Source organism: Shimia sp. MMG029 (assembly GCF_027947445.1).
Lineage (GTDB): Bacteria > Pseudomonadota > Alphaproteobacteria > Rhodobacterales > Rhodobacteraceae > Shimia.
The window spans coordinates 567,749-592,713 of sequence record NZ_JAQJIM010000001.1; the positions used below are offsets into that span (position 1 = coordinate 567,749).

The 24,965-nt window shown below is 57.6% G+C and carries 20 protein-coding genes; 12 read left to right on the forward strand and 8 right to left on the reverse strand.

Annotated features, from left to right (window positions below):
* Positions 1-38: 38 nt before the first annotated feature.
* The 3 genes from PJL69_RS02780 to PJL69_RS02790 are packed head-to-tail and all read left to right on the forward strand — an operon-like array spanning position 39 to position 3,410.
* Positions 39-791, forward strand: coding sequence for a cytochrome c biogenesis CcdA family protein (locus tag PJL69_RS02780; RefSeq protein WP_209095519.1), 753 nt, complete (start codon positions 39-41; stop codon positions 789-791).
* Positions 792-846: 55 nt separating this feature from the next.
* Positions 847-2,067 (forward strand): hypothetical protein, encoded by a 1,221-nt coding sequence (locus PJL69_RS02785; RefSeq protein WP_271308292.1) that lies wholly within the window; start codon positions 847-849, stop codon positions 2,065-2,067.
* Positions 2,064-3,410 carry a cytochrome P450 gene (locus tag PJL69_RS02790; RefSeq protein ID WP_271308293.1) on the forward strand — a complete coding sequence of 449 codons (1,347 nt, stop codon included), beginning with the start codon at positions 2,064-2,066 and terminating at the stop codon, positions 3,408-3,410. Before PJL69_RS02785 ends, PJL69_RS02790 begins: the two co-directional genes overlap by 4 nt.
* Positions 3,411-3,570: 160 nt before the next feature.
* On the opposite strand, the gene PJL69_RS02795 is transcribed toward PJL69_RS02790, so the two are convergent.
* Positions 3,571-5,391: an extracellular solute-binding protein gene (locus PJL69_RS02795; RefSeq protein WP_441347448.1), complete on the reverse strand. Its 1,821-nt coding sequence runs from the start codon at positions 5,389-5,391 to the stop codon at positions 3,571-3,573.
* Positions 5,392-5,743: 352 nt separating this feature from the next.
* Here PJL69_RS02795 and PJL69_RS02800 point away from each other — a divergent pair, with 352 nt between their 5' ends.
* From PJL69_RS02800 to PJL69_RS02815, 4 genes are all read left to right on the forward strand, one after another.
* Positions 5,744-6,517: a 3-hydroxybutyrate dehydrogenase gene (locus tag PJL69_RS02800; protein WP_209095526.1), complete on the forward strand. Its 774-nt coding sequence runs from the start codon at positions 5,744-5,746 to the stop codon at positions 6,515-6,517.
* Positions 6,518-6,551: 34 nt separating this feature from the next.
* The gene (locus PJL69_RS02805) at positions 6,552-7,580 is read left to right on the forward strand and encodes a patatin-like phospholipase family protein (RefSeq protein ID WP_271308294.1); all 1,029 of its coding nucleotides are present in this window, start codon (positions 6,552-6,554) and stop codon (positions 7,578-7,580) included.
* Positions 7,581-7,597: 17 nt separating this feature from the next.
* Positions 7,598-8,272: a pyridoxamine 5'-phosphate oxidase family protein gene (locus tag PJL69_RS02810; RefSeq protein ID WP_271308295.1), complete on the forward strand. Its 675-nt coding sequence runs from the start codon at positions 7,598-7,600 to the stop codon at positions 8,270-8,272.
* A gap of 402 nt (positions 8,273-8,674) precedes the next feature.
* Positions 8,675-10,192: a CARDB domain-containing protein gene (locus PJL69_RS02815; protein ID WP_271308296.1), complete on the forward strand. Its 1,518-nt coding sequence runs from the start codon at positions 8,675-8,677 to the stop codon at positions 10,190-10,192.
* 293 nt (positions 10,193-10,485) lie between these two features.
* Here PJL69_RS02815 and PJL69_RS02820 read toward each other — a convergent pair whose 3' ends face one another.
* From PJL69_RS02820 to PJL69_RS02835, 4 genes are all read right to left on the reverse strand, one after another.
* Positions 10,486-11,169 carry a DUF502 domain-containing protein gene (locus PJL69_RS02820; protein ID WP_271308297.1) on the reverse strand — a complete coding sequence of 228 codons (684 nt, stop codon included), beginning with the start codon at positions 11,167-11,169 and terminating at the stop codon, positions 10,486-10,488.
* Positions 11,170-11,311: 142 nt separating this feature from the next.
* Positions 11,312-12,214 (reverse strand): pseudouridine-5'-phosphate glycosidase, encoded by a 903-nt coding sequence (locus tag PJL69_RS02825; protein ID WP_271308298.1) that lies wholly within the window; start codon positions 12,212-12,214, stop codon positions 11,312-11,314.
* Positions 12,211-13,104: a PfkB family carbohydrate kinase gene (locus PJL69_RS02830; RefSeq protein ID WP_271308299.1), complete on the reverse strand. Its 894-nt coding sequence runs from the start codon at positions 13,102-13,104 to the stop codon at positions 12,211-12,213. The genes PJL69_RS02825 and PJL69_RS02830 overlap by 4 nt, the downstream gene beginning before the upstream one ends.
* 26 nt (positions 13,105-13,130) lie before the next feature.
* Positions 13,131-13,754, reverse strand: coding sequence for a thiamine phosphate synthase (locus PJL69_RS02835; RefSeq protein WP_271308300.1), 624 nt, complete (start codon positions 13,752-13,754; stop codon positions 13,131-13,133).
* 198 nt (positions 13,755-13,952) lie between these two features.
* Here PJL69_RS02835 and PJL69_RS02840 point away from each other — a divergent pair, with 198 nt between their 5' ends.
* The 3 genes from PJL69_RS02840 to PJL69_RS02850 all read left to right on the forward strand — a co-directional run bounded on the left by PJL69_RS02840 (position 13,953) and on the right by PJL69_RS02850 (position 17,459).
* Positions 13,953-14,696, forward strand: a complete 744-nt coding sequence (locus PJL69_RS02840; protein ID WP_271308301.1) for an RNA methyltransferase — start codon at positions 13,953-13,955, stop codon at positions 14,694-14,696.
* A 106-nt stretch (positions 14,697-14,802) separates the two neighbouring features.
* Complete coding sequence (gene ctaA, locus PJL69_RS02845) at positions 14,803-15,954, forward strand: heme A synthase (protein ID WP_271308302.1); 1,152 nt, start codon at positions 14,803-14,805, stop codon at positions 15,952-15,954.
* Between the two features lie 29 nt (positions 15,955-15,983).
* Positions 15,984-17,459 (forward strand): carboxypeptidase M32, encoded by a 1,476-nt coding sequence (locus PJL69_RS02850; protein ID WP_271308303.1) that lies wholly within the window; start codon positions 15,984-15,986, stop codon positions 17,457-17,459.
* Between the two features lie 126 nt (positions 17,460-17,585).
* On the opposite strand, the gene PJL69_RS02855 is transcribed toward PJL69_RS02850, so the two are convergent.
* Positions 17,586-19,127, reverse strand: coding sequence for a YARHG domain-containing protein (locus PJL69_RS02855; RefSeq protein WP_271308304.1), 1,542 nt, complete (start codon positions 19,125-19,127; stop codon positions 17,586-17,588).
* Positions 19,128-19,438: 311 nt separating this feature from the next.
* Here PJL69_RS02855 and PJL69_RS02860 point away from each other — a divergent pair, with 311 nt between their 5' ends.
* Positions 19,439-19,888 (forward strand): hypothetical protein, encoded by a 450-nt coding sequence (locus tag PJL69_RS02860; protein WP_271308305.1) that lies wholly within the window; start codon positions 19,439-19,441, stop codon positions 19,886-19,888.
* Between the two features lie 180 nt (positions 19,889-20,068).
* Here the strand turns inward: PJL69_RS02860 and gyrA are convergent, their stop codons facing one another.
* A complete protein-coding gene (gyrA, locus tag PJL69_RS02865; RefSeq protein ID WP_271308306.1) occupies positions 20,069-22,807 on the reverse strand; it encodes a DNA gyrase subunit A in 2,739 nt (912 codons plus the stop codon).
* A gap of 246 nt (positions 22,808-23,053) precedes the next feature.
* Here gyrA and PJL69_RS02870 point away from each other — a divergent pair, with 246 nt between their 5' ends.
* On the forward strand, positions 23,054-23,794 hold the full coding sequence (locus PJL69_RS02870; protein WP_271308307.1) for a hypothetical protein: 741 nt from the start codon (positions 23,054-23,056) through the stop codon (positions 23,792-23,794).
* Between the two features lie 49 nt (positions 23,795-23,843).
* Here the strand turns inward: PJL69_RS02870 and PJL69_RS02875 are convergent, their stop codons facing one another.
* Positions 23,844-24,785, reverse strand: a complete 942-nt coding sequence (locus PJL69_RS02875) for a radical SAM protein (protein ID WP_271308308.1) — start codon at positions 24,783-24,785, stop codon at positions 23,844-23,846.
* Positions 24,786-24,965 lie beyond the last annotated feature (180 nt).

Here is a 24,965-nt window from a genome sequence, read left to right on the forward strand (position 1 = left end):
GGGTGACCTTGGGCGAGAGATGACCTAAGTGTGGCAGCATGTTTGGAATTGATATCATCGACGCAGGGCTGCTCCCTGCCATGTTCGTGGCGCTGATGGCGGGGACCATCTCGTTTCTGAGCCCCTGTGTGCTGCCGATTGTGCCGCCCTATCTTGCCTATATGAGCGGCATGAGTATGTCGGAGATGACGACGCAGCAGGAAGCGCGGCGCAAAGTGATCCTGACGGCGCTGTTCTTTGTGCTGGGGCTTTCCACTGTGTTCCTGTTCCTTGGGTTCACGGCCTCTGCATTTGGGGCGTTTTTCCTGCAAAATCAGGAGCTTTTCAGCAAGATCGCGGGCGGCATCGTGATTGTATTTGGCCTGCACTTCCTGAATGTGTTCCGCATTCCATTTCTGGATCGTGAGGCGCGGATTGAGACCGGAGATTCCGGCGGATCGGCCTTTGGCGCTTATGTTCTTGGGTTGGCCTTTGCCTTTGGCTGGACGCCCTGCATTGGGCCACAGCTGGGTGCGATTCTGTCGATTGCGGCGAGCGAAGCCTCGATCACGCGTGGGACCGTGCTGTTGGGTGTTTATGCCGCAGGCTTGGGTATTCCATTCCTGCTGGCGGCGGTGTTCCTCAATCGGGCTATGGGCGTGATGAACAAAATCAAGCCGCATATGGGTACAATTGAGAAAGTGATGGGCGGACTGCTGTTGTTTGTTGGCGTGATGCTGGTGACCGGTGCATTCTCCACCTTCTCTTTCTGGTTGCTGGAAACCTTCCCGGCACTTGCAACACTCGGATAAGACTTAATTTTGCCGAAGTGACGGGCTATGCTCTCTTCAAAGGAGAGAGCAGCCCATGGGTGAGACCCCCCAACACCAGAGCGTGCGCAAGCGCCGTGTGTTTTACATTCCCGGATATGACCCGATCCACCCGCGCCGCTATCGCGAGCTTTATCGCAAAGAGGGCGCGGCGCAGGCGGGTATTTCGGGCTATGCGCTGACGCTTTCTCCAAAAAAACCAGGGGCTGGGCCGTTCGGCTGGCATGTGACTGGGTGCTTTCAAGGCGTTGAAAGCGAAGCAGATTTTGAGGTTTTGATCTGGTCCGATATTGTCAAGGACAGCATGGATCAGGGGATTGCGGCAACTTACGTGCAACTCGTGCGCACCGCCTGGGTCTATATCGGCAGTGGGGCGCTGTGGCGGCTGATGAAACTGCGCAAAGGCCCGGTGATTGCCGCGCTTTATCCGGTGATCTTCCTGATTTTGCAGCTGATGTTTGCTTTGGCCGTGGCCTGGGGCATTGGGGCGCTGCTCGCGCTTGTGCTGCCGTGGTGGAGCAAGCTGTTTGGCCTTTTGGTGGTGGTGCCAATCCTCAAGTGGTTTCAAAAGCACGACGGGAAGGTCTTTGCCTATTACTTGATGCATGACTACGCCTATTCGGCGGCCACGAAAGGCGCGAATGCGCCAGAGCTTGAGGCGCGAATGACGACGTTTAAAGACCGCATCGCAGAAGCGCTTAGAAGTGATTGTGAGGAAGTTCTGGTGGTGGGCCATTCCAGCGGGGCGCATCTGGCAGTATCGGTGTTGTCCGATCTGATCCGCGACGGTCTGTTGCCCCAAGATGGGCCGAGGTTGGCGTTTCTGTCGCTTGGACAGGTTGTGCCGATGGTGTCATTTTTGCGTGATTCCAATCGGTTGCGGGGGGATCTTTCATATCTGTGTCAGCGGGAGGACATCACTTGGGTGGATGTGACCGCGCCGGGAGATGGCTGTGCCTTTGCCCTGTGCGATCCTGTGTCAGTGACAGGGGTTGCGCCAGAGAGCGGCAAGCGCTGGCCGCTTGTTGTGTCAGCGGCATTTACGCAGACGTTGAGTGAGGCGCGGTGGAAAGAGCTGCGCTGGCGGTTTTTTCGCCTGCACTTTCAATATCTTTGTGCCTTTGATCGGCCGGGAGACTATGACTATTTCCAAATCACGGCTGGGCCGATGAGCTTGGCAGGGCGGTATGAGGGGCGACAGCCGTCGAAATCGCGGATTGAGACGCCGGTGAACCGATACACACAGGGGGCGCAATGATCCCGCCCAAACCCACACCGCGGCCGGATAGAGTCTCGCTGCGTCAGTATGTTAGACTGTTTCGGCAGGATCTGTTGTCTGCGCAGCCACAGCGGCTGTATCGTGCGTGGATGGCAGAGTTCCGCACGCCGTTTTTCCGCTCCTATATGATCAATCAACCCTCGCTGATCCAGACGGTGCTGAAAGAGCGGCCGGATGATTTCCCAAAGTCGGAGCGGGTGAGCGAGGGCTTGCGGCCGTTGCTGGGGCAATCTGTGTTTTTGACCAATGGCGAGACGTGGAAGCGGCAGCGGCGGATTATTGACCCGGCGTTTGAAGGGGGGCGGCTGCGTGACACCTTTCCGGCGATGTGGGCGGCAGCGGAGTCTGCGGTGGCGCGGATCGACAAGCGCGTTGATCAAGATATTGAAATAGAAGAAGAAACCAGCCATGCGGCGGCGGATGTGATTTTTCGCACGCTGTTTTCGATCCCGATCGAACATGAGGTGGCGGGACGTGTGTTCAGCGAATTTCGCAGCTATCAGCGCAGTGCGCCGATCGTGAATCTGGGGGCATTTTTGCCGCTGCCGCGTTGGTTTCCAAGGTTTTTTCGCAAAGATACCAAACGCACCGCTGCCAGCATTCGGGCTTTGATTACGGGGCTGACTGAGGCGCGTATGGCAGCGATTGCGGCCGGGACGGCGCCCAATGATCTGGCCACCAAGATCATGACAACGGTAGATCCGGAAACGGGAAAACCGTTTGATACCAATGAGATGGTGGATCAGGTGGCGATCTTCTTTCTGGCTGGGCATGAGACCAGCGCCTCTGCTTTGGCCTGGGCGCTGTATTTATGTGCGCTGTATCCGGAGTGGCAGGAGATGATTGCAGAGGAAGCACAGGGATTGGAGGCAGATTTTGCTGCGATCAGCCGTCTGAAAATCAGTCGGGATGTGTTTCGCGAAACCCTGCGGCTCTATCCGCCGGTGCCGATGATGGTGCGGGAGGCAACCTGCCCGGAGCAGTTTCGGGATCGGGAGATTCGTGAAGGATCTCAGATTGTTATCTCCCCCTGGCATTTGCACCGGCAGGAGCGGATTTGGGACAATCCGGACGGGTTTGACCCAACGCGCTGGCAGACGGAGAACGGCAAACACTGCGCGCGGGAGGCTTATGTGCCTTTCTCGGCGGGGGCACGGGTTTGTACCGGTGCGGGCTTTGCCATGGTGGAAGGGGTGTTGATGCTCTCTATGATCTTGAAGCATTTTAAGCTGACTCCCGTGGGCGCGCCGCCCGTGCCGATTGCCCATCTGACGGTGCGGTCGCGCGATGGTATTAACCTTCGGATTGAGCAGCGCAGGTGAATCGGGAGAGAGGGGCGCTGCCCCTGACACCGCAAGCGGTGTCCACCCCGGGATATTTCAAGAATGAGAAACCGGGGTGTGTTTTGTGCTTAGCCCGTTCGCTCTGGCCCGGTATCGCTGGTCAGTCACGCTGCGGGCGCAGGGGGAGGCGCGCCTGTGATCACTTGCTCTCTTCATACCACCAGACGCTCGGCAACCATTCGACGCCGTCGCCGTAGATGGGGAGCGTGTCTGGGAAATGCAGGTTTTTGTCATGCGCGACGCGGCCCACGGCATAGTTCCAGATCGGGATCACATAGCGGCCGGTGCTGAGCACGCGATCCAGTGCGCGGGTGGCGGCGATGAAATCTTCCTGAGAACCGGCGGTCAGCATTTCGGTGATCATCGCGTCAATGGCCGGGGACTGCACGCCCATGAAGTTGCGCGAGCCGTTCTGCTCTGCTGCGTCAGAGCCCCAATAGAGGCGCTGTTCATTGCCCGGGCTGAGCGAGAGCGCGCGGCGGTAGTTGGTGATGTCAAAATCAAAAGCGCCGGTGCGCTGTTTGTATTGTGCGCCATCCACCAGTGTGACGGCGACATCAATGCCGAGCGCCTCCAGCGCCTTTTTGTAGATGTCGATGATGGCTTTGTTCTCGGTGTCGCCTTGCGTGAGCAGGATCTCCAAGGTGAGGTCTTCGCCAGCGCTGTTTTGCATTTTGCCGTCGACCACGCTGTAGCCTGCGGCCTCCATCAGCGACATGGCCTTGCGCAGGTTTTTGCGGTTGCGCACAGAGCCATCTGATTGGGGCAGGCTGTAACCCTCCAGCGCCTCAGCAGGCAGATCTGCGGCGAAAGGTGCCAACAGTTCGGCAACGCGGCCTGTGGCCGGGCCGTCTTGCATACCAAGCTGAGAGCCGGAGAAGAAGGAGGTGATGCGCGGCTGACGCCCGCCTGTCATGGTGTCGTTGATGAATTCAAAGTTGAACACATGCATCAGCGCGTCCCGCACGCGGATGTCATCGAGCGGCGCGCGGCGGGTGTTGAGCACCAGACCGGTGATGCCGGACGGTTTTTCATGCGGGATTTCTGATTTCACCACATCGCCGGACTGGGCCAGCGGAAAGTCGTAGGCCGCTGCCCATTTTTCGGCGTTGAACTCGCGCACATAGGAAATTTCACCCGCTTTGAAGGCTTCAAACATCACAGAGGTATCGCCGAAGAAATCAATTTTGATTTCGTCAAAGTTGTGTGTGCCATTGCGGAAAGGCAGGTCTGCGCCCCAGTAATTGTCATCACGACTGAGCGTGACAAAGCGGCCTGCCTCAAAATCCGAAACCACATAGGGGGCCGTGCCCAAAGGGATTTCCTGCAAAGTGGTGTCTTCGAAAGATTTCCCGTCAAATTGCGCCTTCTTCAGAATGGGGCGCAGACCGGCGATAAGGGCGAGCTCACGATCGTCGGTGTTGAAGGTGATGCGCACAGAACGCGGGCCTGTGGCTTTGATGCTGTCAACCTGTTGCCAGAACCCGAGATAGCGGGGGTGCCCGACGGTGCCGAGAGTTTCGTAAGACCAGATCACATCTGCGACAGTGACCGGGGATCCATCAGAGAATCGCGCCTCTTCGCGCAGGGTAAATTCCACCCATGAGCGATCTTCGGGTGTCTCAATCGATTCGGCCAGGAGCCCGTAAAGGGCGAATGGTTCGTCCCAGTTGCGCCCCATGAGAGATTCGTAAGCAAAGAAGCGTAGCTGCCAGGGCACAGTGCCTTTGCGCACAAATGGGTTGAGGGAATCAAAGCTGCCGCCATTGCCGGTGACCACACGCCCGCCCTTTGGGGCCTCTGGGTTGGCATATGGGAGGGACACAAAATCCTGTGGCAGGGCTGGGTCGCCATACATAGCGATGCCATGACCTGGCTCCGCATGGCTGGAAACCCCAATAAAAGAGAGCGCAAGCACAGTGGCTGCGTGAGTGACTTTGGGGAAACTGATTGGTGCCATCGCCTGAACAATCCTATGGGTGGTTTCTTGTGGTTGTTCAAAAAGTAACGAGGGATTTGAGGCTTATCAAACTTTTAGCTTGGAGGTCGGCGCGAGAACGCTTATAACAAGATCACTGCTCGATAGGTTTCTTGCCTGTATGAAACCTGCCTCAATAACTTCACGCCCGCTTCGCGCGGGCGTTTTTTTTGGCTTACTGCCCGCCGTTTGAGCATGCAAATCACAAGGTCCGGAATGGGCGGTCTGCCGCCTACGTAAGACTACGGTGCAAGGTGGAATTCCCTTATTTTGCGAGTGCAGCATGGTATGGTGCGGCCAAGATTTTGACAGTCGCAGAGGGAAGGGCTGAGGCATGACTATGAAAGGCAAGAGCGCAATCATCACCGGATCCAATTCGGGAATCGGTTTGGGTGTTGCGCGGGAGCTGGCGCGAGTCGGTGCGGATGTGGTGCTCAATTCATTCACGGATCGGGAGGAAGATCACGCGTTGGCGGCGGATATCGCAGCCGAGTTTGGCGTGTCTGCGCGCTATATTGCGGCAGATATGTCACAAGGCGATCAGTGCCGGGCCTTGATTGAGGAGGCTGGCGGTTGTGACGTGTTGGTCAACAATGCGGGCATTCAGCATGTCGCTCCGATTGATGAATTCCCGACCGAAAAATGGGATGCGATCATTGCGATCAATATGAACTCGGCGTTTCACACCACGGCGGCGGCGTTGCCGCACATGCGCAAACGGGGCTGGGGCCGGGTGATCAATATCGCCAGCGCTCATGGGCTGACGGCCTCGCCCTATAAAGCGGCGTATGTGGCGGCCAAACATGGCGTGGTGGGCATGACCAAGACTGTGGCGCTGGAAACCGCAGAGGAGCCGATCACATGTAATGCGATTTGTCCGGGTTATGTGCTGACCCCATTGGTAGAGGCGCAGATTCCTGACACCATGGAGAAATACAACATGGGCCGCGAAGAGGTGATCAAGAAGGTGATGCTGGAGCGTCAGCCGAGCCGGGAATTTGCCACGGTGGAGCAGCTGGGCGGCACGGTGGCCTTTCTGGCGAGTGACGCCGCCGCGCAGATCACCGGCACCACAATCAGCGTAGATGGCGGTTGGACTGCTTTGTAATTTTTCAATTATTTCAATTTTTTAGGAGGGTTTCATGAAGCGCATCAATCTGGCCTTGCAGGGCGGAGGCGCGCATGGGGCCTTCACCTGGGGTGTTTTGGACGCCTTGTTGCAGGACGAAGAGATCGAGATTGCCGGGATCACCGGCACCTCGGCGGGGGCGATGAATGGCGCGGCGTTGAAAGCGGGCATGCTGAAAGGTGGTCGGGAGGGCGCGCGCGCAAATCTTGACTGGTTCTGGAGCCAGCTGGGCGCGGCACAGGTGCCAGGGCTGGATATGTGGTTCGCCGCTGTTCCGCCCGGTATGGTCAGCCGCAGCATGGAATACAGCTGGCCGTTTATGGCGGCGGATATGATGCAGCAGATGACCTCGCCTTATGCGATGGGGCCGTTTTATGCCCATCCGCTGCGCGACATTGTGGATGAGATGAGCTTTGATCTGATCTGTGCAGATGAAGGACCGGCGCTGTTTGTCTGTGCGACCAATGTGCGCTCTGGCAAGGCGCGGGTGTTTTCGGGATCTGAGATCAGCACCGATGCGCTTTTGGCCTCGGCCTGTCTGCCGACGATGTTTCAGGCGGTGGATGTGGAGGACCCCAAGACCGGGCGGACGGAGGCCTATTGGGATGGGGGCTACACGGGCAACCCCTCGCTCTGGCCGTTGTTTGACCGGCAGTTTCCGGATGATGTGGTGATTGTGAACATCAACCCGCTTAGGCGCGAAACCCTGCCGGTGACGCCGCAGCAGATTGCCAACCGGATCAATGAGATCAGCTTTAACGCCTCGCTGATGAGCGAATTGCGGGCGGTGGCGTTCGTGCAGCGCTTGATTGCGCAAGGCGCGCTGAAGCAGGAAGAGAAACGCGATGTGAAGGTGCATATGATTGCCGATGATGCCTTGATGAACAGCCTGTCGGTGATGACCAAAAGCTGGCCGGTGAGCTCGGTGCTGTTGCAGTTGAAAGAAGCGGGGCAGGCGGCGGCGAAATCCTTCCTGAGTGCCCATAAGGACGATCTGAACACGCGGGGCACGGTGGATCTGGCGGCGATGTATAGCGGCTGACACGCAAAGCTTGCATCATGGCGGCAGACACGCTTCAAGAGCGAGGAGGTGCAGTGGTGGACGCTGTGCTCTGGGCGAAGGGAGAGACCGGCATGATGACACCTGAGAAACTGAGAGAGATCTACGGGGATGTGTCGCCACATGCGGCGCAGAAGGTGATTGCGCAGTTTGATGCGCACTGCAGAAATTTCATCGCCCACGCGCCGTTTCTGGTGCTTGTGACCTCTGATGGTCAGAATCTGGATGCATCGCCCAAAGGCGACCCGGCGGGGTTTGTGGAAGTGGAAAGCGACACCACGCTGTTGATCCCTGACCGGCCGGGCAACAACCGGATTGACGGGCTGCTCAACATTCTGGCGCATCCGAAGGTGTCGGTGCTGTTTATGATCCCCGGCGTGGCGGAAACACTGCGGGTGAACGGGGTGGCGGAGATCAGCGATGATGCGGACCTTTGCGCGCGGTTCGCCATCAAGGGGCGGTCTCCCAAAACCGTGCTGCGGGTGACGGCAGAAGAGGTGTTTTTGCATTGCGGCAAGGCCCATGTGCGCTCTGGACTTTGGAAGCCTGAGACCTGGCCAACAGAGCGCCCGGTGCCCTCGCTTTATGCGATGATTAAGGATCATGCGGAGATGGAGGTGCCGTCAACAGAGCAGTCTTATGCCGAGCAGCGGTATCGTGAGACGTTGTATTGAGAAAGGGGCCGTGAGGGTGCGTGGCACCTGTGGTGGTCAGACTGTGCGCGCGGTAAGGACTCGATGGGAAAGTTGACACGTTTGTGGAGTGAAGAAGAGTGGCTGCTGTGAGCCCTCTTCGACCGATGCTGCGATGTGCATGAATGCCGACTCTTATCTAATGGCGACCATTATTTGGCCTGACTTTTCCGACATGAGTGCGAGTGACAGCCTTGGAATGTGACTTGAACAACTCATCGGAGTAGGCTCGACCGATTTAAGTTGTCGAAAATAAGACGCACAAACTTCCTGACAGTTAAATTTGGCAGGGTTCGGTTAACTCGAAATTAACCCGCATGACTAATGTAGGTCGCAAATAATTCAATCATAAGTACAATTGAAACTGCATATGGAGACTGCCGAATGGCAACAACAAATTCCGACCTGGCCACTTACAAATACGAAATCAAACTGCTCGGCAACAGAGTGACCAACGGTGTTCATGAGGCCGATCTGCAATTTAGGGTCGACAACACTGGCAACGATGCCGCCGAAGCATCTCGCTACAAGATTGTTGTACTCAACCCTTTTGACCGCAACAGCGAAATTGTCGTTGCCGAAGGGGACATCCCAACTCTCGGACAGTACCGCTCGGCAACCATTACCGCACGTGATGTCACTGCTGTCCTGCAAGAAAGCTATCCCGAATTGATGGGATTAGACTTGGAATTTCAGGTCATTGTCGACAGCGACAATATCATCGTTGAGAGCAACGAAAACAACAACACCGCATCCCGGGTATTCGACATCCCTCATCTCGATCCGGACCTGGCCACTTACAAATACGAAATCAAACTGCTCGGCAACAGAGTGACCAACGGTGTTCATGAGGCCGATCTGCAATTCAGGGTCGGCAACACTGGAAACGATGCCGCCGAAGCATCTCGCTACAAGATTGTCGTACTCAACCCCTTTGACCGCAACAGCGAAATTGTCGTTGCCGAAGGGGATATCCCAGCTATCGGACAAAACCGCTCAGTAACCATTACCGCACGCGATGTAACTGCTGTCCTGCAAGAGAGTTATCCCGAATTGATGGGATTAGACTTGCAATTTAAGATCACTGTCGACAGCGACGATATCATCGTTGAGAGCAACGAAAACAACAATACCGCATCCCGGGTTTTCGACATCCCTGAAATTCGGCCCGACTTGTCAGTTAAAAACCTCGCACTTATAGGAGGTGAGGTTATCGACGGCATAAAGAACTTCGACCTAGAGTTTGACTATACGCTAAACGGCGTATTTGAGCGACATGGGGATATTGGCTACAAAGTCGTCGTCTACTCAACCAACACCCCAGATGCGGAGTTTGTCATCAGTGAGGGTCAAATCCCCTACACACAATCTGTTGTGGCAGGAAACATCGTGATCGAGGATGTTGGACGAAGTATTTACACGGGTTCGGGTTTTGATCTCGGTGATGACTTTGAGTTCCGAGTTGAAATCGACCACGATCAACTCGTTTCAGAATCAAACGAAAACAACAACTTCGACACCTTGGAAGAATTTCTTCCTAACATTATCACGGATGCGTATGTAACCGGTGCAAGTGTTTCCGACCTGTCTGAAGGAGATTCATTTGTATTTACAGCGACGTTGGGGGGTAACAATAATCTCAGCACAACAATTGATTACGATGTTGTGGCTGTTGACCAGACTACAGGCGAAATCTATTCGATTGCTTCCGCTACTTCTGGCTTAGATACAGCGGGAGAAAGCGAAGTCATCGAAATTCAGAACCTGAGAGCGCTGCTCGACGATGCTGGTGCGCCAGATGGTCCTCGAGACTACGTAATCACTGCGATTTTGGATCCAGAGAATTTGATCGTGGAATCCTTCGAATTCAACAACTCAGGATCTGCACTATATGACTTGTAGTGTAACTGGGTTTTGGTGTGATCCTCTGAGGAACATCTGATCTTTCTGAGGCCCGCACAAACGAAACAGTATAGATCGCTTGGATAAGAGAGGGTTTCTGTCACATCGCAACTGCCAACGAGTGGAGATGAGACGGAAACCCGGTATCAAGTAGAGGCATGGCGAAAGGCCATCCAGCACACCCGCAGCGAATGGGGGCTCTGTCCCGCACAGTTGCTCTTGGGCACAAAATGTTTCTCTCGGGCTTCCTCCAGCGCATCAATTGAATGTCGCTCTGAAAAACCCGCGACGTGTTAGCTGCCCTCAGGCACGCTCGGGTCTTTGGGGTTTGGGTAAACCAGACCGGCGGAGATCACCAGTTTGGCGGCATCCTCAACCGACATCTCAAGTTCGATGATGTCGTCTTTGGGGAAGAACAGCAGGAAACCTGAGGTTGGGTTGGGTGTTGTCGGGACAAACACACTGACCAGACCATTTGTGGTGGCCGCAGACTCGGCGACCTCACCTTTGGCGGTGGTGGAGATAAAGCCAATCGCCCAGATGCCGCGACGGGGGTATTCGATCAGGCAGGCTTTTTCAAAGCTGCGCTCGCTTTGGGCAAAGACGGTTTCGGCGATCTGTTTCACGCCGGAATAGATCGAGCGCACCACCGGCATGCGGTCGACCAGATCTTCGGCAAAGCGCAGCAGAGAGCGGCCAATCAGACCTTTGGCGATCCAGCCAACAAGCACGGTGAACACCAGAAAGATGATCAGGCCGACGCCGCGCAGATTGATGCCGATGTATTTTTCCGGCTGAATGGTGCTGGGCACCAGAGGCAGGACAAAGCCGTCCACCCAGCCGATCAACGTCCAGACGAGCCAGATGGTCAGCGCGATGGGCAGAATGACGACAATGCCAGTGAAGAAGCTGGAGCGGAGGCCGCCCAAAAAACCAACACGGTGTTTGTTTGGGTCTTCGTCAAATGGGGTCGTCATGCGTGGGTCCTGCGAAAGTCTGATACCTAGTTAGGCATTTGTGGCAGGCGCTGCAATGACGTTTACGCTAGGGCGGCGTGAGAGGGGCCGCTGTGTGATACAGCGGCCCGGTGTCTGCACGCTGAGCAGGCAGTTTTAGGGGTCACACCAGTGCCGCGGCGATGTCGGCAGCCAAACGGGCGTTGTTGCGCACCAGCGCGATGTTGGCCACGAGCGAGCGGCCTTCGGTCAACTCAAAGATGCGCTGCAGTAGGAAGGGGGTGACGCCCTTGCCAGTGACGCCCTGTTCCTCGGCTTCGCGGGTGGCTTGCGCGATCACTGGGGCCAGATCTTCGGCGGGGATTTCATCAGACGCCGGGATTGGATTGGCGACCAGCTGGCCACCGGGAAGGCCCATGGCACCACGCATTTTGTGGGCGGCGGCAATTGCGGCGGCGTCATCCATGCGCAGCGGCGCGGTGAGGTCAGACTGTGCTGACCAGAAGGCCGGGAAGCTGTCCTGACCATAGGCGATCACCGGTACGCCGTTGGTTTCCAGCACTTCGAGTGTTTTGGGCACATCGAGGATGGCTTTGGCGCCTGCGGCGACAACGGTGACGGGTGTGTGGCCCAGCTCGGTGAGGTCGGCGGAGATGTCAAAGCTCTCCTCTGCGCCTTTGTGCACTCCACCGATGCCGCCGGTGGCAAAGACGGAAATGCCAGCCAGATCGGCGGCGATCATGGTGGCGGCGACGGTGGTGGCACCGGTGCGGCCCTGCGCCATGATCACGGCCATATCGGCGCGGCTGACCTTGGCCACGTCTTTGGCTTGTGCCAGTGCTTCGAGCTGCTCATCTGTCAGACCTGCGTGCAGGGTGCCGTCGATCACTGCCATGGTGGCCGGGACAGCGCCTTTTTCACGGATGTCGTTTTCCACCTGACGCGCGACTTCGAGGTTTTGCGGGTAAGGCATGCCGTGGGTGATGATGGTGCTTTCCAGCGCCACGATGGGTGTGCCGTTTTTCTTGGCCTCAGACACTTCGGGGGACAGAGTGATCAGGGTCATGTGGCGTGTTCTCCAGAAACGTATTTGGCGGCAGCGTTGAGGGCGCGGGACAGCGCCTCGTCACGGCTGGCGCCTTGGGATTCGGCCACGATGTGCGCGGCCATGAAAGTGTCGCCTGCGCCGGTGACGCGAGTCACCAGAACGGCAGGCGGTTGTTGGGTGATGATGCCTGCGGCGGTGCCGTCAGAGGCAGAGTTTCCGCCATCGGTGACGAGGGCGCGGGCGGCGCCGCGGGCCAGCAGGCCCTCGGCGGCGGCTTCGGACGAAGTAAACTCGGTCTGACAAAGGTAGCCGGCTTCCTCAAGGTTCACATAGAGCACCGCGCGGGAGTGCATCAGGAACGGCATCAGACGCTCGGCCTTGCCCGGAGAGGCGGGCGCGACGCGCAGGTCGGCGGCAGAAAACAGCGGGCTGCGGGCGATCTGATCGAGCAGGCGCTGGGTGAGGTTGCCATCCAGAGCAATGAGCCCGCCATAGGGCGCCGCCTCTGAGCCGAGGGTGCCATCCTCAAGCGGGATCAGTATTTTGTCGCCTGCCGCCTCAAGCGAATGGGCATCGGCGATGGCGGCGATGAGGCCGTTTTTGCCTTCGACCGCCATATAGGTGTCGGTGGGCAGATCGGCGGAGCGATAGACGTGATCCATGATCGCGCCCATTTCACGGCAGGCGGTCATCAGCTCGTCGCCTTCTGCGTCGCGACCAATGGCCGAAAGCGCCGCAGGTCGCAGGCCAAAGCGCGCGAGCGTCATGGCGATGTTCCAGGCGACGCCGCCGGGCAGGCGGGAGATGCGGCCTGGAACGTCCGAGCCCTGTCGCATGTGGCTGGGCGCGCGGCCAATGATGTCCCAGAGGACGGAGCCGATGCAGAGAATGTCAGGCGTGGCGGTCATGAGAACCTCACGGAGATGGGGGCGGATCAGGCGGTGAAGGCGGCTTCGAACTCTTTGAGTTTGGCGGCCGGATTTTCGGCGCGCCAGATTTCCTCGCCGATGCCAAAGAAATCGGTGTAGGGCGCAAGGGTGCGAATGATATCCGTGTCGAGCGCGCCTTCGGCGACAACCGGCACTTCGATCATCTGAGACCACCATTCAAACAGGTCTTTTTCCGCCAATGTGCCATCCCCCAGAGGGGTGGTGCCGACCGGACCGAAGCTCACGTAGTCCGCCCCGTTTTCACCGGCGGTCATGCCCTCGTGAGAGGAGGCGCCACAGAAAGCGCCAACAATGGCGTCTTTGCCAAGTTCCTTGCGGGTTTTGGCAACCGAGCGCGCGGCATCTGTGAGGTGCACACCATCAAGGCCGAGGCGTTCGGAAAGAAGGACATGTTCGTCAATCACGATGGCCACATCTCGGGCGTGGGCCACTTCGCGCAGCGCGTCCGCGGCGCGGGACAGGCGGTCTTCGTCACGGGTGGCGAGGGCGAGGCGCACGCAGGCGATGTCGCTGGCGTCCAGAACAGAGGCCAGTTGATCAGGAAACTGGGAGAGTTCGATCTCTGGCGGGGTGATCAGATAGATCTGGGGCAGCTCTGTCTCGGCCATGCGCGTGTTCCTCGTGTCTAGATCGCGCCGCTATAGCGCGGTTTTTTTGGTTTGGCTATCGGGAGTTTGGCCAGCAGGCCGGCGGTGTAAAAGAGATTTCGAGCCTCCGGCGGGGATATTTGCGGCAAGAGGAAGGCGCATGGCTTGTTTTGAGCGCGGCGCGCGGGTATGAGCAGGCGGATTTTTCAGGAGAAAGCCATGACATCCGCCACACCGCAACCTGCCTTTGTTCTTGTGCGCCCACAGATGGGGGAAAACATCGGTGGCGCAGCGCGGGCGATGCTGAATTTTGGGCTTGATAAGATGCGGGTGGTGGACCCGCGCGATGGCTGGCCCAATGAGCGCGCGGTGGCGATGGCCTCTGGTGCGGGGCGGGTGCTGGATGCGGCGTTCCTGACTGAGACCACCGAGGCGGCGCTTGAGGATTGTCACTATGTCTTTGCCACCACGGCGCGGGCACGTGGGTTGACCAAACCGGTGGTGACGCCGGAAGTGGCGATGAAACAGGCGGCAGAGATGATTGCGCGCGGCGAGAAAGTGGCGGTGTTGTTTGGGCCGGAGCGGTCTGGCCTGGAAAACGAAGACATTGCGCGCGCCAATGCGATCATCAATGTGCCGGTGAACCCGGAATATGCCTCGCTGAACCTTGCGCAATGTGTGCTGCTGACCGCCTATGAGTGGCGGCGTCAGAGCGCGGACATTGTGCACGAGCGCGTGGACATGACCAAGACCGACTGGGCCACGCACGCGGAGATGGAGGCGCTGGAGCGCCACTACGAAGAGCGGCTGGATGATGCTGGGTTCTTCTTTCCGCCTGAGAAGGCAGAAGGCATGAAGATCAATCTGCGCAATATGTGGAGCCGGATGCGGCTGACACGTGCGGATGTGCAGATGTTGCACGGGGTCATGCGACAGATGGTCCGCTGGAAAGAAAAAGGGTGATTTTTCGCCTATTTTCAACGTCTGAGGCGGGTTTGCATCCGTAGTCTTGAGTGGTTGCAGCGCGTGGATCGCCAGATTAGGCTCCCGCGCAATACAGGAGCGAGCGATGAGCCAGAAACGCAGCATTTTCGAAGAGGTTGGCAGCGAAGGCCCCAAAGAGGCGCCGAAAGCTGTTGGGGTGATTGACGCGGGCACCAAAGGCGCGCGGCGGGGCATCCGCATCTGGCTGATGATCCTGTTTGCACTGGTGGTGGTGATGATCGCCGTGGGCGGCCTTACACGGCTGACTGACAGCGGCTTGTCGATCACCGAATGGCGCCCTGTGACCGGGGCTGTGCCGCCGATGAACGCGGCGGACTGGCAGAGCGAGTTTGAGAAATACCAGCAGATCGACCAATGGGCGATTGAGAACAACTGGATGACGCTGGAGGACTTCAAGACCATCTATTGGTGGGAATGGGGGCATCGCCAGCTGGGGCGTGTGATTGGCCTCGTCTGGGCGGTGGGTTTTGCTGGGTTTGCACTGGCGCGCCAGATCCCGACAGGCTGGACCGGGCGGCTATTGCTGATCGGCGCCTTGGGCGGGCTGCAGGGTGCGATTGGCTGGTGGATGGTGGCCTCTGGCGTGACATCCGGCGAAGGTGTGACCACGGTTGCGAGCTATCGACTGGCCACGCATCTGGGGCTGGCGTTTCTGATCCTGGCCTTCATCACCTGGTACATTCTGATGCTGGGGCGCAGTGAGCGTGACCTGATGCAGGCACGGCGCGGCAAAGAAGCCAAACAGTTTTCCATGTCCACCGGGCTGTTGCATATGACATTTGTGCAGATCCTTCTGGGCGCGCTGGTGGCGGGCATTGATGCGGGGCGGTCCTACAATGACTGGCCGTTGATGGCGGGGCAGATCTTTCCGGCGGAAGCCTTTGATCTGGAGCCGCTGTGGCGCAATTTCTTTGAGAACGCGGGGCTTGTGCAGTTCATTCACCGCAGCTGGGGCTATCTGCTCTTGATCTTTGCGGTTGTGGTATGGCGGCGCGGGCAGGGCTCTGCCCATAAATCGACCCGTTTTGCCTTCAATATGGCGTTGGCGGCGATGTTCCTGCAGATCGTGCTGGGCATTGTGACGGTGCTGACATTTGCGCATATGCATGTGGCGATCACCCATCAGGTGATGGCGGTGATTGTTGTTGTGCTGATCCTGCGGGCGCGGTTCCTGAGCAACTATCCTATTGCCACGTCGGTGCGCGACGCAGCCTGAAGACTTCATCCTGAGAGAGGGACCAAATTATGTCTGCATATGAGCAGTTGATGGCGTTCAGCCACACCACAGAGGCGCTGGGTCAGGTGGCCGGGCGTCTGGGCTGGGATCAGGAAGCGATCATGCCGGAAGGGGCTGCGCCGCAGCGGGCCGAGGAAATGGCGGCGATGGAAAGCGTATTGCACGCGCGTCGCACCGACCCCAAAGTGGGTGCCTGGCTGGCGGAGATTGATCCGGCCACGCTGGATGAGGTGGGCCGTGCGCAGCTGCGTCACATCAAAAAGAGCTTTGAGCGGACCTCCAAAGTGCCCGCCGATCTGGCGGCAGAGATTGCCAAAGTCACCAGCCGCGCGCAGGGGATCTGGGCGCAGGCGCGTTCTGACGAGGATGTGGCGGCGTTTCTGCCAACACTGAAGGAAGTTGTGAACCTCAAGCGTCAGGAAGGGCAGGCGCTGGCAGCCGGTGGCGATGTCTATGACGCCATGATTGACGACTATGAGCCGGAGATGACGGCAGCAGAGATTGCGGCGATGTTTGACGCGATGCGGCCGCGGCTGGTGGCGTTGCGTGCTGCTGTGCTGGCAGCGGAAGCTCCGGCGAAGCTGAGCGGCACCTTTGCCAGCGACACGCAGATGGCGCTGACCGCCAAACTGGCAAAATCCTTTGGCTATGATTTTGACCACGGTCGCATTGATTGTGTGACCCATCCGTTCTGCTCGGGCAGCGGGCTGGATGTGCGCATCACCACACGTACGAGCGAGCGCGATCCGTTCAACTGTTTTTACTCCACGATTCATGAGGTGGGCCATGCGGCTTATGAGCAGGGCATTCACCGCGACTATCTGCTGACGCCGATCGGGCATGGGGTTTCCATGGGGGTGCATGAGAGCCAGAGCCGGATTTATGAGAACCAACTGGGGCGCGGGCGGGCCTACACGGGCTGGCTGTTTGAGCAGATGAAGGCGGAATTTGGCGATTTTGGCATTGAGAGTGCTGAGGCGTTTTATGGCACCGTGAATCGGGTGAATGACGGCTATATCCGCACCGAGGCGGATGAGGTGCAGTACAATCTGCACATCATGCTGCGCTTTGATCTGGAGCGCGCACTGATGCAGGGTGATCTGGCGGTGGATGATCTGGAAGCGGCCTGGAATGAACGCTTTGCCGCTGATTTTGGCTATGCGGTGGACAAGCCGTCCAACGGGGTGTTGCAGGATGTGCATTGGTCGGTGGGGCTGTTTGGCTATTTCCCGACTTACTCGCTGGGCAACGTCTATGCGGGTTGCCTGAATGAGGCGCTGCGCAAGGCTGTGCCGGATCTGGATGCGCAGCTGGCGCAGGGCGATACCTCGGCGGCGACAGGCTGGCTGCGGGAAAATCTGCAGCAGCATGGCGGTTTGCGTGAACCGGCGGCAACGATTGCACATGCCACGGGCGCTGCGCCAAGCGGGGAGCCGCTGCTGGCTTATCTGGAAGAGAAGTTTGGCGGCATCTACAAGCTCTGAGGGCTTGGGGAGATGTTGGATGAATAAAGGGGACGCGGTGGCGTCCCCTTTGTTTTTGGATATTTGAAGAAGGAGAAAGCGGGGTGCGCGTTTTAGGGTGAGAGCGTGTCCAACGCCCTTAGCGGATCAGCACCCGAGTTCTTTTTCGCCAGCTTTGATGATTGCCATAAGCTCTGCATCCCGGCCGGAGAGTTCGGGGGATTTGGTGAAACAGCCCTCGTTGCCGAAGGTGTCGATGCCGCGACCAGAGGCGAAACAATAGCCGTTTTCATGGAAGATGCGGTTGCGATGGAACCAGAGATCGTCGCAGGAGAGCGTTTGCGTGTGCGGGGTTTCTGTTGTTTGCGTTGGGGCCGGGGCGCGGGGCAGATCGGCAAGCGGCAGGCCCATGGGGAAGAGCATCAGGGTTGGATAGCTGTGCAAGGCGCTGTCGCTGTTTGCATTTTCATACTGCCAGTAGCTGTAGGGCATGGCCACGTGATCCGGTTCCGGCAGGCTGTGGGGGCCGCGGGGCGTCTGGGCGCCGATGCGGATTTCGATGTCAGGGCTGATGCGGGTGTCCCAAGCGTTTCGAATGGTGCCAAAGCTTGTTTGCTCCCCAACCTCTGCAGAAGTGGGCAGACGGACGAGGCAGTCTTCGGCGTAGTAAGGCCCGCCCACGGGGTAGCCGCGTTGTACTCCATAGATGGCCCCGTCTCTTTGCTCGATCTGAACATCGGTATGGTAGGCTGGCGCCGCTGGATCCTGCGTGGCGCGGATGATCTCGGCAAAGGCGGGCCAGAACTCTGCCACTGAGGCGAGGCTGTGGGGCTTCCAGGTTGGTGCAAAGGACCAGCTGAATGCGCCGTCATCCATCATAAACACATTGTGGCAGATTGTTGTGATCAAGTTGGCGTTGAGTGTGACCTCATAGGAGACACCTGTGACAGGGATTTGTGAGAACAGCGCATCGGCCACTGTGTCGACATAATACATATCAAAATCAGGTGTTTCGATGTTGCGGGCATGGAGATAGGGCGTGAGGTAAGGCGTGCCTTCGTCATCCTTGGTTTGTGCAAACCGATGGATGCGTGCCGATGTGCGGATCGCGCGCGCATAGAAGGCGGAGATGTCTTCGGATGAATAGCGGGCGTATGGATCCAGTCCTGCCAGACGTGGCGCATGAACCCCGAGTTTCGCGCTGGGAGCTAAGGCGCGCATGGCGATGGTTTCATAACTTTCGCCCTCAAACGTGTGAGCACCGGACAAAAACAGCAGCGCGCAGGCAGACGCGCAAAGATCATCGTCAGCCACATAGGTTTGCAGATCGGCGTAAATATCGCGAAGAAATTCGGTGATTTTGAGCGCCTCGTTCATATTGCCACCGGGGCTGTTGAGGCAGAGCCGAGCACCTTCTGGCAGAGGTTCGGAAAAGCTGTCTCCGTCATAGTCAAACAGTGTGTGGAAGGCGTTCAGGTCGCCCTCAACGACTTTGCCGTCATAGAGCAGGGTGCAGTCCGCGTATTTTTCAAAGAGCTGTTCGGCCCTGACAGCGCCACCAAATCGGGTGTCGAGGGCGTCTTGGCTTTCTGTTGTGTTGTAAATCAGGGTCGCGGCCTGCGCGGGTAGGCTTGTCGTGAGGCTGAGGCAGGCGCTGAACATCGCTGCGCCGGAAAAGTATTTGATCATAGGTATTTATGTGTCGTCTAAAGTCAGTGATACGCTTTGTGGACTTCGACACATAAATTTAGGTGAGGCAAGAAAAAGCTTGTCAGGTGCAGACCGGAGCGAGCCGGTGCTGGTTCATTTTCGAGAGCAAGTTTGGCGGTCTCTAATAGCTGCACCACCTAAACAGATACCCAAGGCAAAAGGGACGCTTTGGAGACCCTTCGTTGTTGAAAACCGAAGAAGAATAAGAACCGGAAGACAAGAGAGAAAAACTTTACTTTTTAAATGGGTGCCGCAAGTCTTTCTCAAAGGGATTGTTGGGGAGATATGCGTTGATCTGTGATCTGATCTGGAACGAATATGAGCTACTTTATCAAACCTACGAGAGTTTCAACGGGTTTGCGCTGACCATTAAAGGGTGGTCAGTGACCGTAGGGTTGGCAGCGATTTTTGCGGTTTATTTCGAAAAGCTGGGGGCGTCGGGCAAAGCTGTGTTGTGGGGCGCTGCCCTGTCATCGCTGCCATTCTGGATCCTGGACGCGATTTGGAAGAGCCACCAGAAGGCGTTTTTGCCGAGGTTGGAAGTGTTGGAGCGCTCTACTTTTTCAGGAAAGGACTGCAAGGATGGCGCGGTGTCTCATAGCTTTGATATCGTGGGATCTTGGGATAAGACACATGATTGGTTTGGATGGATCACAACCTTGCCAATCACTGCATTTCCGCATGTTTTTGTTATTCTTTTGGGGGTGTATTTGGTCATCAAACACCCACCAAAGGCGTAGTGCCAAGGCTTTTTATGGCGGATTGTTAGTGTCCTGAAACGCTTGATGGTTGCCGCTCTTGTTCGGTCGAAGGTGAAACGCGATCCGCTTGGTTCATTTAAAACGCATAGGTTTCTCGGATAAAATAAAGGGCAGCGCGGCGGGTGCCGGCTGCCCTTTGTCTGTCACTCGCAGAGATGATTAGCTTTCGCTTTCGACCTCTTCTTCATCCTGTTCAGCGATCCAGGCCACGGAGACCACCTCTTCGCCTTTGCCGGTGTTGAACACCCGCACGCCGCCCGCAGAGCGGGAGCGGAAGGAGATGCCATCCACGGGCACGCGGATCGACTGGCCTTTGGAAGTGGCGAGCATGATCTGATCGCCCATCTCTACGGGGAAGGAGGCCACAAGTTCGCCGCCACGCATGGCTTTGTCCATCGCAGTCACCCCCATGCCGCCACGGCCACGCACCGGATAGTCATGCGACGAGCTGAGCTTGCCTGCGCCACCAGCGGTGATCGTGAGGATCAAGTTTTCGGCAGCAGACATTTCTGCGTAGCGCTCCTGAGACAGCTCGCCCGCTGGGGTTGCGTCTTCGTCATCGCCGCCATCATCGGTGAGACCAGCGACAGCGCGGCGCATTTTGAGGTAGGCGGCGCGTTCCTCGCTTTCGGCGCGGAAGTGGCGGATGACGGACATGGAGACCACCTCGTCATCGCCATTGAGCTTGATGCCGCGCACACCGGTGGAGGCGCGGGAGTTGAACACGCGGACCTCGGTGGTGGGGAAGCGGATTGCCCGGCCCGAGTTGGTCACCAGCATCACATCGTCCTCGTCAGTACAGATCCGGGCGTTGATTAGCTTGGTGTCGGCGTGATCATCCTCAAATTTCATGGCGATCTTGCCGTTGGCTTTCACATTTGTGAAATCGGACAAGCGGTTGCGGCGCACGGTGCCCGCAGAGGTCGCAAACATGATTTGCAGATCGTCCCATTCATCCTCTGGGCGGTCCACCGGCATGATCGCGGCAATGGAGACACCGGACGGGATGGGCAGGATATTCACAATCGCCTTGCCTTTGGCGGTGCGGCCACCCAGCGGCAGGCGCCAGGTCTTGAGCTTGTAGGCCATGCCATCGGTGGTGAAGAACAGAAGCTGCGTGTGGGTGTTGGCCACAAAGAGGGTGGTGACCACATCCTCTTCTTTGGTCTGCATGCCCGAGATGCCTTTGCCGCCGCGTTTCTGGGCGCGGAAATCGGCCAGCGGGGTGCGCTTGATGTAGCCGCCAGAGGTGACGGTCACGACCATGTCTTCACGCTCGATCAGATCTTCGTCGTCCATGTCACCGGACCAGTCGACGATTTCAGTGCGGCGATCGACAGCGAAGTTTTCACGGACTTCGCGCAGCTCGTCACCGATGATGGACATGATGCGCTCACGCGAGCCCAGGATTTCAAGGTATTCCTTGATCTTGGCGGCGAGTTCTTCGAGCTCGTCGGTGACTTCTTTCACCCCAATCTGGGTGAGGCGCTGCAGGCGCAGTTCCAGGATGGCGCGGGCCTGCGTTTCTGACAGGTTATAGGTGCCATCGTCGTTCATGGTGTGGGTCGGATCGTCGATCAGACGGATGTATCCGGCGATTTCCGCCGCAGGCCAGCGACGGGTCATCAGCTTTTCACGGGCCTCTGCGGCGTCAGCAGAGCTGCGGATGGTGGCAACCACTTCATCCACATTGGTCACAGCCACGGCCAGACCACAGAGGATGTGGCTGCGCTCACGGGCCTTGCGCAACAGATATGCGGTGCGGCGGGCAACCACGTCTTCGCGGAAGTCGATGAAGGAGGTCAGGAAGCGGCGCAGGGTGAGCTGCTCCGGGCGACCGCCGTTCAGGGCCAGCATGTTACAGCCAAAGTGGGTCTGCATCGGGGTGAAGCGGAAGAGCTGATTGAGCACCACTTCGGCGGTGGCGTCGCGTTTCAGCTCGACCACCACGCGCACGCCATCACGGTCGGATTCATCCTGCACGTGGGCGATGCCTTCGATGCGTTTGTCGCGCGCAGCCTCGGCGATCTTTTCGATCATCGCGGCTTTGTTCACCTGATAGGGGATTTCGTCGATGACGATGGCGTAGCGGTCCTTTCGGATTTCCTCGACGCGGGTTTTGGAGCGGATCACGACGCTGCCGCGGCCCTCAAGATAGGCTTTGCGCGCGCCAGAACGGCCCAGAAGGATGCCGCCGGTCGGGAAATCCGGGCCGGGGACATAGTCGATGAGTTGTTCAGAAGTGAGATCCGGATCTTCAATCAGCGCCAGAGTGGCGTCGATCACTTCGCCCAGATTGTGCGGCGGAATGTTGGTGGCCATACCCACCGCGATACCGCCCGCGCCGTTGACAAGCATGTTGGGGAAGCGCGCAGGCAGCACGGTTGGCTCCTGGTCTTTGCCATCATAGTTGTCTTGGAAATCAACGGTTTCTTTGTCGATGTCGGCCAGCAGGGAGGCGGCGGGCTTGTCCATGCGGACTTCGGTGTATCTCATGGCTGCCGGGTTGTCGCCGTCCATGGAGCCGAAGTTGCCCTGACCGTCCAGAAGCGGCAGCGACATGGAGAAATCCTGTGCCATCCGCACCAAAGCGTCATAGATCGCGCCGTCGCCGTGGGGGTGGTATTTACCCATCACGTCACCCACAGGACGGGCCGACTTGCGGTAGGCTTTATCGTGGGTGTTGCCGGTTTCATGCATCGCGTAAAGAATGCGGCGGTGCACCGGTTTGAGGCCATCACGCAGGTCTGGAATGGCGCGGCTGACGATCACGCTCATGGCATAATCGAGATAGCTGGCGCGCATTTCCTCCTCGATGGTCACAGAAGGACCGTCGTGGATCATCCGCTGTTGCGTGTTTTCGTCTTCGTTTTCAGGGGTTTCCGGCGTGTCGCTCAAGTCCCGATCTCGCTTCTTTTTGGCGGTCCATATCTTGTTGGGATGCTTATATCAGAGGCGACAGTTAGGGTGCAATGGGGCTGTGGTGATCCTGTTGGTTTTCCCTATAAAAAACCATAATCCGTTGTGATGCGTAGAGATTTCAAAGCTTTGCTGCCGAAATGGCCGATTTGGGTCTCCTGAGGGGTTTTTGTCTCAAGGTGAGGCTGATATTGCGGAGCGCAAAACTATTTAAAGGAGAAATTTATGAGACAAAATATTGCGACAGTCGTGGTGTCTTTGGCGCTTGGTTTGGGGGTTACTGAGGTTTCAGCAGAGAAGCTCTTGGACAAAATCAAGAAAGGGGCGGAGACCGCTGGAGAGGCAATTGGCGAGGGCCTTGACGCGACAGGTCACGCCATTGAAAGCGGAGCGGACGCGGTTGGTGGTGCTGTTGAAAAGGGTGCCGAGGCTGTGGAGAACACCGTGACCTCAACAGATGAACTTTTGTCCAATGAGGAGACTGCAGATCAGACGCGGGCGCGATTGGACACTATGGCGGATGAGATTTTGGCACGTCTGCTGGCAGAAAACCCTGAGGCGTCGCGGCTATATGAGCAAAGCGCGGGCTACGCCGTGTTTGATGCGCGCAAGGTGACGATTTTTCCGGTCACCACTGGCTACGGGCGTGGTGTGGCGATGGCCAAAAATGGTTCCGGACGTGTTTATATGAATATGGGTACCGGCGGGCTTGGCGGGGCGATTGGCATTGGCGGTTTTACCAACCAGTTTGTGATCCTGTTTGAAACCGCTGAGGATCTGAACACATTTGTCACCCATGGCTATGATGCGGGTGCTAGTGGCGGGGCGCAGTCAGGATCGGATGGGGACACCGAGCAGACCAGTTTTCGCGATGGACGGTCGGTGTTTTTGCTCGACAAAAACCGCTGGCGGGTGAATGCCAGTCTGGAAGGTACGAAATACTGGCGCTCGCCGGAGTTGAATTAAGCCTGATTGTAGGTGCGCCTCATGTTGGGAGCCCCTTCCTTGTGATGGCTCAGGCGGAGCAGCTGGCGCCGCCGAGCACGCAGAATTTGGCGCAGTGGGCGTGATTGAGCAACACGGGTTTCTCTGCGTCTTTGAGGGTTGGACCGAGCTCAAACTCTTCGACATAGGGCAGCAGAGTGCAGGCGATGACTGCGGGGGCATCAGAGCCTTTGCGGCGGACCACCATGCGGGAGTTGGAGCACATGACTTCTGTTGGGGATTTGTTGAGAATGCCCCAGCATTCCGTTGTAATTTCAGGGACTTCGACGGTTTCGTCCATTTCCGGGAAGAGCATGGTCTGGCCTGGATTATGCGCATCGATGGGAAAGTCGTGGGCGTCAAAGAGCGCGGCGTAACCGGCGCGGGAGTCCGCGTCTGACTCACCCCAGAGAGTGCGGCCTGCGACCTTCATCTGGAAGCCTTCGTCGCGCAGCCAATGCATGCCCTCCAGCATCTTGGCAAAAGATCCTTCGCCGCGTTCGCGATCGTGGTTTTTCGGGTTCCAGTGGTCAATGGAAATGCGGAAGGTGAGCGTGTCGCGGTAGGTTTCGCGCAGGGCCAAAAGGCCATCGCGCACCCGTTTGCGCATCAGAGGCTGCATGGCGTTTGTGAGGATAAGCACCTCATAGCCACGTTCCAGCGCGCGGCGGGTTATCTCGATCATTTCCGGATTCATGAACGGCTCACCGCCCGTGAAGCCTATTTCGCGCACGTTCCATTTGCGCGCCTCAAGTTGATCCAAATAGTCGCTCACCTCATCGGCTGTGATGTAAAGCAGATCATCATTCGTGGGCGAGGAGAAAATATAGCAGTTTTCGCACTGGATGTTGCAGAGGGTGCCTGTGTTGAACCACAGAGTTTCAGGATTGCTGAGTTTCACATGAGCGCGGTTTTCGCCCTTTGCTGTGATGAAAGGATCCTGAAACTTGCCGAGATTTGCGTGATCTTTCATGATGCTGCCATTTATGGAACGTATTCATCTCCTAACCAAACCTGAGAGGCTTGACCATCCGTTGTGGATCGCATCTGACACAGTTGTGATGCGTGCTTGTGGTGATAGAGTGGCGGTGATAGACAGGCCTTTGAATTCGTTAGCGCTAACGTTGCGTGTATGATCAGGGCAGAACGACAA